Here is a 12,286-nt window from a genome sequence, read left to right as displayed (position 1 = left end):
CATGAAATGGATCATTTTGATCCTGGGTATCTTGTCGAACGCCTCCGCCAGCGTCCTGGTGAAGATGGCGATGATGCCCCCGCGCAAATTCCCTTCCTTGAGCGACCCGATGGCGGCGCTCAGCAACTGGCCGTTCTGGGTCGGTCTGGGCCTGTATGGCGCTGCGTTCCTGCTCTATGCCGCAGCATTGGCCCGTTTGCCTCTGAACGTGGCACACCCGGTTCTGACAGCCGGGGCTATCGCGACGGTCGCCCTGTTTTCCCTGCTGTTTTTCCGTGAGTCCTTCCACTGGACCACGGGAGTCGGCATCGCCCTGGTTATTGCTGGCGTAGGGCTGATCACAGCTCGCGTCGTTTGATGGAAATTAAAATGACTTCTTCTGATATTGCTCCCGATGTACGTGCCGGCTGGCAGGTACCTTCTTTTGACACACCACTCTGGCTGGGTCGCCAGCACCCGTGGTGCGTGGTCATCCCGGTCATCAACGAAGGTGACCGGATCAAGAACCTGCTCGCCCGTATGGCGGCGTTCAACATCGCGGACATGGCCGACATTATCATCGTTGATGGTGGCAGTTCTGATGGCTCGCTCGAGTTGCAATCACTGCAACAGGTGGGGGTACGTGGCTTGCTGGTCAAGACGGCCCCTGGCAAGTTGAGCGCGCAGTTGCGCTGCGCCTATGCCTTCGCCCTGGATCAGGGCTACGAAGGTATCGTGACCATTGATGGCAACGACAAGGATGATCCCGAGGCTATTCCACGCTTTATCGAAGCACTCAAGCAGGGTGTGGATTTTGTCCAGGCTTCACGTTTTGTCGAGGGTGGTGTTGCCGAGAACACTCCCAAGTCCCGCGATTTTGCTATCCGTTTTATCCACGCGCCGATGCTGAGCCTGTTTTCCGGTTTCAAGTGGACAGATACCACCCAGGGTTTTCGCGCCTACAGCCGCAAGATGCTGATTGATCCGAAGATGGCGATCTTCCGTGATGTGTTCACTACGTATGAACTACTTGCCTATCTGTCATACCGAGCGCCGAAACTGGGCTATCGCTGCGTGGAACTGGCGACAGTACGTCGTTATCCCCAAGGTGAAGTCCCTACCAAGATCAGCAGCGTAAAAGGCAACCTTTCGGTACTGGCGGTATTGTTCCGAGCTTGTTTTGGCAAGTACAACTAAAGATCTGGTAGTGAAATGTTCAAGCATCTGGAAATGAATGAAAGGGTTTCTTGCGCACTGGCGGCTTTAATTTTCTCGGCGCTGGTTTTAGTTTTCTGCCTCGACGTTGCAGTCGCACCAAGGTATGCGGATTTCGTCGTCGGGAGTATCACGTGGTCGGCGCAGACAAAATTTCAGGACCTTATTGCTGTCCCCGCTTTTCTTGCTGCCTTTGTATGTGCGTTTTTGTTTTTGGCTTCGACAATAGAGCGGCAGAAAAAATTATTCGGAACTAACTCTGCGCTTGAACTTTCCATTCAGTATCTATGGTGGTCGCTTCCTGCTGTTGCTGCCATTGCGTCTTTTGTTTTTTTTGAGCAGAAAGACTCAAGGATTTTCTACGGCTCAATTTCCGGAGTTACTTTTATCGCCGTTGCCGCAACGGCGAGTGCTTTAAGGGGGATTGACGTCAATCCACGCATCTATGGTGTGGGCGCATTGGGTATTCTTTTGCTGGTGCTTGTAAAACCAGAACTGGCACTAGTGCTTGGCCGGGCCCCGGCGGCGATGGTATCGGACATAGATCTCACGCGGCTGGCGCGGTTGGGGTATACCATCGCAGCCTTAGGGTGGGTGGCAGGTCTTATTTATGCCATTTGGAGGCCCAAAGGCTTCTCGCGAAACGTTTCCAAGTTACTCCTTTTCGTTCAGCTAGGGCTCTCGACGTTTTACCTGGTTCTTTACCCCGCAAGGCTACAGGAGCCTAACGGCAACGTTTCAAAATATGATACTAGCGTGTGGCTGAAAGTTTTGCTGATTGGTATGGTTGTCTGGGCCATAATTGATGTGAGCAAGCGATTTAGAAAGTATTCTCTGTCTCAGGATTTATACGGACTATTATCACCTGTTGCTTTTTTTGGATTATTACTTGCATTAAAAGCAGGTAATACAATTTCTCCTGTTGTGAGTCCTGATGATTACCATTTTGGCGAAAGTATGCTGGGGTGGTGGTCATATCTTAATGGGATTGTGCCTTATATAGGCTATATCCCCGCTCATGGAATTATTGGTGACGACTTTACACAGTTTTTGTCATTTGTTTTTTATGACGGTTCGGCAGGAACTATCGCACAGGTAGGTAATCTTGCCTTTGCTATCCTAGCGTTTGCCTCCTTCCTATCGCTGTATTATTTCACTCGTAGTATCGGTTTCGCATTCATTTCAATTTTCTGCCTTTTTGGGAATTTGAGTTGGCTGTATCTGACGCCATTTCTGTGCCTTTGGTTGAGCCCGAAATTATATGTACGGCCCTCCCACTGGCTTATTGTGTGGATGGTGACGGCGCCAATTGCTGTATTGGGTGTTCCGCCGCAAGGGTTGTTACTGGCTGCGGCGAGCGGCCTGATGGCGACTTATTTTGCTTGGCGAGTTTGGCAAAATCGCAAGAAAGAGTCTTTGAACGGTGTTATTGCGATGGCCGTAGTGATTCTGGTTGTGGGTTTAGTCACCCCTACCGGCTCAATGTTGTTGGGGGCGATTCGTTATGTGTTGGAAAACGGCCCTATCAACCAGGTTGCCTATGGTATTCCGTGGAGTCTGAGTTGGGTTGTTGGTGGACAGCGAGGTTTCGTTTTTGAAGTTGTACGCATGTCTTGGATCGCTATTCCGCTGGTCTGCTTACTGCTTATATGCGGCTGGTGCAAAGACGCCAATCGTCGTGCCGTAGCTGCTTTTCCCTTAATTATTGTATTGTTTTTCGTCTTGTTGTTGATCCCTTATTCAATGGGGCGTATCGATCCTGGCGCGATGTCCCGCCCAGGACTGGCCGCGAGTCTGGGCTGGGCAATCCTGTTGCCGGTTGCTGTATGGAGAGTCCTAGACTCTGGTGCCCGGGTGATGATGATTGTAATTGTGGCGAGTATAAGTTCGGTTTTGGGTTATGCGCCGTTTACGACAGCGATCAACAATCTAATTCAGTCCACGGCAGCAACTGTTGCCACACCCGAGCTACGAGATGGTCCAAGTACTGGCTTGCCCAACCTCGGACGTGCTTCCGTCCAGGAAGAACACTGGGTGAGGTTAACCAGCCTTTCGAAAGTATTAGCTGAGCATGTACCCGCGGGTGAGACTTACTTGGACCTGACGTCGCGTAATGCGCAGTACTTTTATCTGGGTTATCGACCTATCTTACCGGTGACCGCGGCCTACAATATGGTTTCGCCAGCCCAACAAAAACGCGCCATTGATACATTGAAAGAAAGTCTGCCGACTGTTGCATTACTGGAAGGGACGAATGTTATCCATGACGGCGGCGGGCTAGCTCTGCGTAATCCTTATCTGTATCGTTTTATTGTTGATAACTACGATCCAGCATATGTAAATGGTTTCATCCTGGGTTACAAAAAAGGCAGTGTAGAAGCGCAATCAGTACAGATCGATATTCCTCTGATGGACTTTACGGACGTTAACTGGCTGAGGGGGGGGCACCGAAATGCAGCGGCAGCGTATGTAGAAGATCCAGCGCTGGTAAGCCTCATCAAGGTGGGCGATGAAGTTCGTATTCACTCGGGTGATGTACGTCGTGTAATGCGTGTTGATGTCGCGGGGCAGAGCGTTTGGTTGGGAGGACCTCCCCTTGAAGCTTTTTCTACATCGAAAAACTCCATGACACTACTAAAAACAAACGCTCGTGAGCTTGCTGATTACAAGACCGCGTTGTTACAGAAGGCTTTTGGGAAAGCTGAGTTGCAAAAAATCCCGGTGGCATGGGGGCGCTCCCAAGCGTCCCTGGACAAAAAAATGGTGAGAGTCAAATCACTGGATGAATTGAACCCAAGCTTAAATCAATTAGCAGTGCAAGAAGGCGCGTATCGGGTTGACGGTTCAGATCCATCCATCAGTTTCGACCTCTCCGCGTTTAATATCTCTGGCCACGACGCTGGCCTGCTCAAGTTCGAGTTCCGCTGCTCAGGCCGCGCCGCCGAGCCGCGTATGCAGGTGTTCTGGTGGGGAGACGGGCAACAAGGGCCGTTCGAAGCCTCCAGTGTTCGTTTCAATGCAGAGGACGGGACGTTGATCGTGCCGTTGGATGCGTCACCGCGTTGGTTGACGTTGCAGCATGTGAAAGGCATCCGGATCGATTTGGACAATGCTGGCGCTTGCAGCAGTTTCAAGGTTGATAACCTGGGGCTCTACCAGCGGCAGCACTGATGTAAGTCGCTCTAAACCCACAAGACCCGATGTCCCTGGCGGACATCGGGTCTTGTCGTTTCAGCACTGCGGGGTACTGCTCAGGTCCACCAATACCGCACCAGATGAAAGAAAATCGGCGCCGCGAAACACACCGAATCCAGCCGATCCAGCATCCCGCCGTGTCCTTCGATCATATGCCCCCAGTCCTTCACGCCTCGGTCGCGCTTGATCGCCGACATCACAATCCCGCCGGCAAAGCCCAGCAGGTTGATCAGCAGCGCAATCAGGAAAGACTGCCAGGGGTTGAACGGTGTGATCCACCACAGCGCTGCGCCGATCAGGGATGACAGCAGGATTCCGCCAACAAAGCCTTCGACGGTTTTCGACGGTGACAGGTTGGGCGCGATCTTGTGTTTGCCGAACAGTTTGCCGCACACGTACTGCAACACGTCCGAGAGTTGCACCACGATCACCAGGTAGGCGATCAGCAAGAGGTTGCGGCCCTCGTAGCCGGCGATGTCGAGGGTCAGCAGGGCCGGGACGAAGGATACGCAGAACACCGCGATCATCAGGCCCCACTGTACTTTCGAGGCTCGCTCCAGGAAGTGCGTGCTGTCGCCGCCCAGGGAGGCCAGGATGGGCAGCAGCAGGAACACGTAGACCGGGATAAAGATCGAGAACAGGCCGTACCAGTCAAAGTAGATCAGCAGGTATTGCAGGGGCAGGGCCAGGTAGAACGCGGCGACCAGCGCTGGGTAGTCGCTGCGGCGGGTGGGGGTGAGGGTGAGGAATTCGCGCAGGGCGTAGAACGAGACGGCGTAGAACAACAGGATCACCGCGCCAGTACCGAGCCAGAAGGCGATGCCGATCACCACCACCATCACCCACCAGGCATTGATGCGGGCGTTGAGGTTGTCGATTACCGCATTGGGTGCGCCGCGGGTGCGCAGCTTGAGGATCAGGCCGATCAGCGAGGCGAGCACCAGGATCATGCCGATGCCGCCGAACAACATCAGGGTTTGGCTATCCATGTCAGGAATGCTCCGGGGCGAGGGCGAGCAGGGCGTCGCGGCTGCGGGCGAGGAACAGGGCTTTGTCTTCGTCGTCCTGCAGTTGCAGCGGTGCGCCAAAGCTGGTGGTGCACAACAGTGGCAGCGGCAGCACGCGACCCTTGGGCATCACGCGGTTGAGGTTGGCGATCCACACCGGGACCAGTTGCGCCTGTGGATAACTCTTTGCCAAGTGATACAGGCCACTTTTGAACGGCAACAGGCCATCCTCCAGGTTGCGCGTGCCTTCGGGAAAGATGATCAGTGAGTCGCCATGTTCCAGGGCTTCGAGCATCGGTTGCAGCGGGTTATCTACAGGGTCTTTGCGCTCGCGGTCGATCAGCACCCCATTGAAGACCCGGTTGATGATGTAGCGGCGCAAGGCGCTCTTGTTCCAGTAGTCGGTGCCCGCCACCGGGCGCGTGGTTTTGCGCAGGTTCTGCGGCAAGGATGCCCAGAGCAGCACAAAGTCGCCGTGGCTGCTGTGGTTGGCAAAGTAGATGCGCTGCACCGGTTCTGGCGCACAACCCAGCCACAGGCTGCGAGCGCCGGTCACTGTGCGGGCCATGGAGGTAATCAGGGTTGCGACCACAGGTTCGAACATGGGAATTCCTTATCCGGCGAAGGGCAGCCACGGGCTGGCCAGGATGACGGCCAATGTCAGTAATACTTGCGCGCCCAGCAGGTAAGCCTGTTTGCGCAGCAATTTGAGGGCGCCGCGCTGGCGCTCGGTCCAGGGTCGGCTGGCGCGGTTGGCCGGTTGCAAGCCCAGGGTTTGCAGGCTCTGGTCCAGTTCGCCGGTGCGCTCTATGTCCTTGGCCATTAGTGCAAACAGATCGGCATCGAACGCCACCCGCAGCGCCCAATACTTTTGCAGCAGCCCGAGGATAATCATCCACAGGCTGAGCAGCAGGCAGATCGGCGTGATACTGACCATCAACAGTTGCGCCAGGCCAAACAGCACCCCGAGCAAGGTCAGGCCTGTGGATAACTGATCCAGCGAGCGGCCACGCCGCAGCAGGCTGGCGACCACCTGGAGTTGCATATCAGCGGGCATACGGCAGATCTCCCAAGGCTTGACGGTGATTGGCATGCAGGACCACATCCGGTCGTGCTGTACGAATAATAGCCAGTGCCTCATCCACGGTGCTGGCGCGCCCGCTGTGCAGCAGCCATGCCGCCACGGCACTGGCGCTGCGGGAGTAGCCGAGGGCGCAGCACACCAGCAAGGGCCCGTGTTCGCGCAAGCGTTCAATGGCTTGGGCGGCTTCCAGGCACTGTGCAGGTGTGGGGGCGGTGAGGTCGAGGACGGGCAGGGCATGGTAAGCGCGACCTTGTGGATAAACCGGCAGTTCGGCACACAGATCGAGCACGGCATTGAATGAACTTAGCTGCGCTGTCGTCGGAATTCGCCCCAGCCATACGTTATCCACAATCAGATCGGGTTGTGGGTGTTTACGTGTCCATAGCCGCGAGTTGAGCCACGCCGCCGCGAGATAAGGCGCGTACAGCCAGCGGGACGCCGGGCTGAGTCGGCCATCGGCCCGTTTCTGAAAGCCTGCGGCACCCAACAGCCAATAGTTGAGCGCCACCAGCAACACCGCGACGGCCGGCCACAACAGCCATAGCCAGGCGCCGCCCCAGGTAAAGGCCGCTGTCGCCAGCAGCAGGGCGCCCACGGCGTAGCGCAAACCCAGGCGCCCACGTTTCGGATCTTTGGCCAGGCGCGCATTAAGCAGCGGGCTTGGATGATCTACCGGCCATAGCCACACGCACAGCCAGCCGGCGAGGGCGCCTGTGGGTAAGTCGATAAAGTGGTGTTGGTAAGTGGTCAACACCGAAATGCCGATCAGCGCGAACCAGCCATGCACCAGCCAGCGCCACAGGCCTTGGCTATGCCGCTGGTACATCACCCACAGGATCACCAGCAGGGCGATATGCAGCGAAGGCGCCTGGTTGAACGGTTTGTCGAACCCCGCCAGCACCGCGAAAAGCCAACCGAACACGCCGTCCATTTCCGGGCGCTCAAAGGTGAAGCGCAGCGGCCAGAGCAGGAAGCAGCTCACCGCAATCAACTGGGCACTGAGCAGGCGCAGTGCATGTTGCTTGAGCTCATGGCGACTGTTGGGCAGCAGCAGAGAGAAACCATAGAGCAGGTCGATCGACCAGTAGGGCACGATGGTCCAGGCCCAGAACGGGATATGGGTTTCCCAGCCGAACACCAGGGTGCCGACGTCGCTGCGCTGGCTGGTCACCCACGTGGCAAAGCCGTAGGTGCCGAAAAACAGCGGCGCCAACAGCATTAGCCACAGCAGCGCTGGTTTGAAAAGTCCCGGTTCGCGCATGCTCAGATCTTCTGCGCCAGCGAGACGCTGAAGATGCCCCACTCATCCACACGCTGGGTGATCTTGCGAAAGCCCGCCGCCTCCACCAGTTGATCCATTTCCGCCTGGCTGCGACGGCGCATCACCCAGGCCTGGCCCTGGCGATGGCTGGTGAGGGCGCGGGCGATCAGTTCCAGTTGCGGGTGCCACGGTTGGCCGGTGTACACCAGGTAGCCACCGGGCTCCACGGCCTCGGCCAGGCCGGCGAGCGAGCCACCGACCATGGCGTTATCGGCAAACAGCTCGTACAGCCCGGACACCACCGCCAGTGTCGGCTTGGGTGCCAGCGCCGCCAGGTCGGCCCGGTCGAAGGCATCACCTTTGACGAACTGCGCAATGTCTTCCAGGCCTTTCTCGCGGATCAGCGCGCCACCGTCGCGCACGTTGATATCGCTGTAGTCGCGCAACAGGATCGATTCCGGCAGTGGAGAAACGCCCTGCAAGGCTTCCAGAATGTACCGACCATGCCCCGCGGCGATGTCGACGATGCGCACTTCGCGCCCGTCATCCCGCAGCTTGACCATGGCCAGGCGCAGCAATTCTTCGACATGCAGTTTGCGCTGGCGAATTCCACGCCAGCCGATGGAGTTCAGGTAGTTGGTGTCGATCATCCGCCCCAGCGCACCTTTGCCGGTGGGCTTGTTGCGATAGACATAATCCAGGGTACTGCCGGAATCGAAACCGGTGTCGAAGCCAAGCTTCACGCCCTCGGACAACTGGCGGCCCAGGCCCATGCTGGCGCGGGTCATGCGCCAGTACAGGTCACGTAGCGAGTTGCGCGGCAGCGGCGCGGCAAGGGATTCGGATTCGGCGCATGTCGCGCCGATCTTGTCGGCATCCAGCAGGCTGGCGCGGTCCAGCGGGTGTTCGAAGTTTTGCAGGATAAAACGCCTGGCGCTGGCCAGTGCCACGGCGCGGTCACGCTCGCCGAGGGTGTCGTGGAAAAAACCGGGCAGGATATGCAGTTCTTTTTTCAGGCTGCCCAGGCGCTCGAAGAACTGCTGCTGGGGTTTGCGATGCACCACGAAGTCCGACCCAGAGATCAGCAGTTGGGTCGGCACTTGGATCGCCTGGGCATCGGCGACTACGCGGTCGGCCGCTTCGTACAGGCCCAGCAGCACATTCACCGAGATCGCCTTGGTGATCAGCGGGTCTGTGTCGTAGGACGCGACGCGCTCGGGGTCATGGCTGAGGAACTTGGCCTTGACGTAGCTGTTGACGAAAAAGTTGCCGCGAAAGCGTCGCATCAACGCCAGGCCTGGCCGGGCGAAGGGCACGTAGAGCTTGACCTTGAATGCCGGGGAGGCAAGCACCAGGGCGCGGATGTTGGGGGCGTAGTCATGGACCCAGGTGGCGGCGATCACCGCGCCGACGCTTTGGGCAATGACGGCGAGGTTGGCGGGCTCAATGCCGTAGGTTGCGCCGATATGGTCGCAGAAGGTCTGCACGTCCCGTGCGCTGGTGGCAAAGCTGGGGCTGTCGCCACGTTCGCCGGGGGATTGGCCGTGGCCACGGGCGTCCCAGGCGAAGAAATCAAAGTGCGGCAGGTCCAGCTCATCCACCAGGTGCGCGATGCGCCCGGAATGCTCGTGGCCCCGATGGAACAGCAGGATCGCCTGGCGTGGCTCAGGCCCGGTCGCGGTGGTCGCAGGCCAGTGCCGGTAGAAAAGCTCTACGCCGTCATGGGTGCTGAAGGTGTGCTGTTGCTGTTCGCGCATCGCAAGATCCTTATGCCGTCGGAGGGGTTTCTTGTTGTTCTTTGAGGCCCTGGCGCACTCGATTGACCAGGGTGTAGGCGAGCAATGCAGCCACCAGCCACATCACGCCATCCACCCAGCCGGCGCCGAGCCAACCCAGGGCTACGCCAGTGGCCAGTACGCCGAGAACGAACGCCCGATCACTCTTGCCCATCGGCCCGTCATAGCGCCGCGATGCGCCGACCATCGGCCCAAGTACGCCAGCGTATTCACTGAACACCGCCAGCAGTGTCACCAGTAGCACCGGCGCCAGGCCGACCCCGGGGATCAGCGCGAACGGCAGGATCAGTGCGCTGTCGGCGATCACATCGCACAGTTCGTTGAGGTAGGCGCCCAGGCGCGACTGTTGACCGTACTCCCGGGCGAGCATGCCGTCGATGGCATTGAGGGCCATGCGCAGGATCATCCACAGCGGGATCAACACGAACACCCAGGCATGCTCGGCGAAACCCGCCACCAGCAGGCCCACCAGCAGCGACACGACTCCCGCCAGCACGGTGATCTGGTTGGCGGTGGTGCCGTTGTCGTACAGGCGCTGGACCAGGGGCCGCAGCAGGTTCTGAAAACGCGGTTTGAGCTGATAGATCGAAATCATGAGAGTGACGCTTCCTTGTCCGTGATCCCGCGAAAAAGCTGGTGCGAGTGTGACGATAAATCGCCGTGGGCACTAGTGCCCGCCGGCAGCACATAAAAATGTCGATCACGCTGTAACGCCCATCAGGCACCTCACTCTAGTGCTGTGTCGGGACTGGACAAACCGTTCAGCCGACGCCCTACAGACCTATGAGGATTACCACAATGAACTTCAAGAACGCCGTTTCCGGTGCTGCCCTGGCCATTGCTGCCGCCACGATGTTTGCCGGTGTCGCGACCCAGGTCCAGGCGGCCGATGAAGCGAAGGTGCATTGCTATGGCGTGACCTCCTGCAAAGGCATGAACGACTGCAAGACTGCTGAAAACGCCTGTAAAGGCAAGGCCGTGTGCAAGGGGCACGGTTTCAAGGCGATGACCCAGGCTGCTTGTGATGCGGCTGGCGGCAAAGTCGGCGAATAACCGCGAGTACGTGATCCTGCAGCGGTGTGCACGTCGCTGCGGACACTTTCCAGGAGTTCGTCATGTCGGTATCGGTTCCTTGCCTGGGCTACGGCCTGGGGCTACGCAGCATTTACTATCAGCAGATCGTCGAGCAGTCGCCGCAGGTGGACTGGTTCGAGATCGTCTCCGAGAATTATCTGGTCCAGGGCGGTAAAGCCCTGTACTACCTGGACGCCATCGCCGAGCGCTATCCGCTGGTGATGCATGGCGTCTCCCTGTCCATCGGCGGGCCCCATGCCCTCGATATGCACTACCTCAAGCAACTCAAGCAATTGGCCGACCGGGTCAAGCCGGCGTGGGTCTCCGACCATCTGTGCTGGAGCCGTGGCAACGCCCATCAACTGCATGATTTGTTGCCGCTGCCCTACACCGAGGAAAGCCTTTACCACGTCGCCGCCCGCGTGCGGCAGGTGCAGGATGTGCTGCAGCGCCCGCTGGTGCTGGAGAATGTCTCCAGCTATGTGCGCTCAAAGGCCGATGACTTTACCGAGTGGGAATTCCTCAACGCCTTGAGCCACCTCAGTGGTTGCGAACTGCTGCTGGACATCAACAACGTGTATGTCAGCTCGCGCAATCACGGTTTCGATGCCTGGACCTTTATTCGCAACCTGCCGCCGCAGAGTATCCGCCAGCTGCATTTGGCCGGGCATATGGACTATGGCGACTATGTGGTCGATACCCATGACCATCCGGTTTGCGATCCGGTGTGGCAGTTGTTTCAACAGACCCTGGAACACTTGGGCCCGGTAGCGACGCTACTGGAGCGCGATGACCATTTCCCGCCGTTTGCCGAGCTACTCGATGAATTGGCCAAGGCCCGTGAGTTGGGGGCTGGCGCCTTGGCCCGGAGGTCGCTATGCGCCTGATCGATTGGCAACTGGCATTTGAACGTCATCTATTGGCAGACGCCGACGAGGGCGGTTTTGCCAGCACCTTGATCGGTGGCCCGACCCTGGACGTGGACACTGGCCTTGCGATCTACCACAACGCTTATCGGGCCCGTTTGCTGGAAGTGATGCAGGGGGATTTTCCGACCGTGTGGCATTGGCTGGGGGATGATGAATTTGCCGGGCTGGTGGCCGCTTATGTACAGCGTTATCCCTCGGCGCATTTCAGCTTGCGCTGGCTGGGGCAGCGGTTTGAAGGTTTTATCGGCGAGTACCTAGTTGCCGCACAAAGTGCACCGTTGGCCGAGCTGGCACGCCTGGAATGGGCGTTTACCCTGGCGTTTGATGCGCCTGCGGGCCAGCCGCTGGCCCTGGAAGACATGGCTCGGCTGGCACCCGAGGCCTGGCCATCGTTGCAGGTCGAGTGGGGGTCGTCGGTGCAGCAGGTGTTGTGCCGCTTCAACAGCCTGCAGATCTGGCGTGCGGTCAAGGCGCAGGCGGCGTTTCCCGGCAGCCTGGCGTTGCAGCAGGCCGAGGTATGCCTGATCTGGCGTGACCAGCAAGTGTGTCGCTACCGCAGCCTGGAGCCTACCGAGGCGTACGCCTTGGCCGGGATGGCCGATCAGGGTTGGACTTTTTCAGAACTGTGCGCCGAATTGGCAGTCACTTATCAAGAGGGCGCGCCGCTGCAAGCTGTCACGTGGTTGAAACAGTGGGTTGAGGACGGTTTGCTGCAACGTCGAGCACCATAGAAGGCGGCTATTGAA

At 58.2% G+C, this 12,286-nt stretch carries 12 protein-coding genes; 6 read left to right on the top strand and 6 right to left on the bottom strand.

Annotated elements, in window-relative coordinates; genetic code table 11:
* Nucleotide 1: 1 nt before the first annotated feature.
* From C5F71_RS12775 to C5F71_RS12765, 3 genes are read left to right on the top strand one after another with little or no spacing between them, the layout of a single operon-like run.
* A complete protein-coding gene (locus tag C5F71_RS12775; protein ID WP_070996626.1) occupies nucleotides 2-358 on the top strand; it encodes an SMR family transporter in 357 nt (118 codons plus the stop codon).
* Nucleotides 359-369: 11 nt separating this feature from the next.
* The gene (locus C5F71_RS12770) at nucleotides 370-1,176 is read left to right on the top strand and encodes a glycosyltransferase family 2 protein (protein ID WP_092232409.1); all 807 of its coding nucleotides are present in this window, start codon (nucleotides 370-372) and stop codon (nucleotides 1,174-1,176) included.
* A 15-nt stretch (nucleotides 1,177-1,191) separates the two neighbouring features.
* Nucleotides 1,192-4,365, top strand: a complete 3,174-nt coding sequence (locus C5F71_RS12765; RefSeq protein WP_104911251.1) for a hypothetical protein — start codon at nucleotides 1,192-1,194, stop codon at nucleotides 4,363-4,365.
* A gap of 80 nt (nucleotides 4,366-4,445) precedes the next feature.
* Here C5F71_RS12765 and C5F71_RS12760 read toward each other — a convergent pair whose 3' ends face one another.
* From C5F71_RS12760 to C5F71_RS12735, 6 genes are read right to left on the bottom strand one after another with little or no spacing between them, the layout of a single operon-like run.
* Nucleotides 4,446-5,378, bottom strand: a complete 933-nt coding sequence (locus C5F71_RS12760) for a phosphatidate cytidylyltransferase (protein ID WP_092232415.1) — start codon at nucleotides 5,376-5,378, stop codon at nucleotides 4,446-4,448.
* Between the two features lies 1 nt (nucleotide 5,379).
* Nucleotides 5,380-6,000 carry a 1-acyl-sn-glycerol-3-phosphate acyltransferase gene (locus C5F71_RS12755; protein WP_104911250.1) on the bottom strand — a complete coding sequence of 207 codons (621 nt, stop codon included), beginning with the start codon at nucleotides 5,998-6,000 and terminating at the stop codon, nucleotides 5,380-5,382.
* Between the two features lie 9 nt (nucleotides 6,001-6,009).
* Entirely contained in the window at nucleotides 6,010-6,453 is a 444-nt protein-coding gene (locus tag C5F71_RS12750; RefSeq protein ID WP_029290110.1) for a hypothetical protein, read from the bottom strand.
* Nucleotides 6,443-7,741: a phosphatase PAP2/dual specificity phosphatase family protein gene (locus C5F71_RS12745; protein ID WP_104911249.1), complete on the bottom strand. Its 1,299-nt coding sequence runs from the start codon at nucleotides 7,739-7,741 to the stop codon at nucleotides 6,443-6,445. The genes C5F71_RS12750 and C5F71_RS12745 overlap by 11 nt, the downstream gene beginning before the upstream one ends.
* A 2-nt stretch (nucleotides 7,742-7,743) precedes the next feature.
* Nucleotides 7,744-9,498 (bottom strand): bifunctional alpha/beta hydrolase/class I SAM-dependent methyltransferase, encoded by a 1,755-nt coding sequence (locus tag C5F71_RS12740; RefSeq protein ID WP_104911248.1) that lies wholly within the window; start codon nucleotides 9,496-9,498, stop codon nucleotides 7,744-7,746.
* A gap of 10 nt (nucleotides 9,499-9,508) precedes the next feature.
* Nucleotides 9,509-10,132, bottom strand: coding sequence for a CDP-alcohol phosphatidyltransferase family protein (locus C5F71_RS12735; protein WP_104911247.1), 624 nt, complete (start codon nucleotides 10,130-10,132; stop codon nucleotides 9,509-9,511).
* A gap of 203 nt (nucleotides 10,133-10,335) precedes the next feature.
* Between C5F71_RS12735 and C5F71_RS12730 the strand changes: the two genes are divergently transcribed.
* The 3 genes from C5F71_RS12730 to C5F71_RS12720 all read left to right on the top strand — a co-directional run bounded on the left by C5F71_RS12730 (nucleotide 10,336) and on the right by C5F71_RS12720 (nucleotide 12,271).
* A complete protein-coding gene (locus tag C5F71_RS12730; RefSeq protein ID WP_092232427.1) occupies nucleotides 10,336-10,590 on the top strand; it encodes a hypothetical protein in 255 nt (84 codons plus the stop codon).
* 62 nt (nucleotides 10,591-10,652) lie between these two features.
* The gene (locus C5F71_RS12725; protein ID WP_104911246.1) at nucleotides 10,653-11,498 is read left to right on the top strand and encodes a DUF692 domain-containing protein; all 846 of its coding nucleotides are present in this window, start codon (nucleotides 10,653-10,655) and stop codon (nucleotides 11,496-11,498) included.
* A complete protein-coding gene (locus C5F71_RS12720; RefSeq protein ID WP_104911245.1) occupies nucleotides 11,489-12,271 on the top strand; it encodes a DNA-binding domain-containing protein in 783 nt (260 codons plus the stop codon). Before C5F71_RS12725 ends, C5F71_RS12720 begins: the two co-directional genes overlap by 10 nt.
* The last annotated feature ends 15 nt before the right edge of the window (nucleotides 12,272-12,286 follow it).

Source organism: Pseudomonas sp. LG1D9 (assembly GCF_002949995.1).
Lineage (GTDB): Bacteria > Pseudomonadota > Gammaproteobacteria > Pseudomonadales > Pseudomonadaceae > Aquipseudomonas > Aquipseudomonas proteolytica.
Note: the sequence above shows the minus strand (reverse complement) of the source record. Positions and strands in the feature narration are given on the sequence as shown.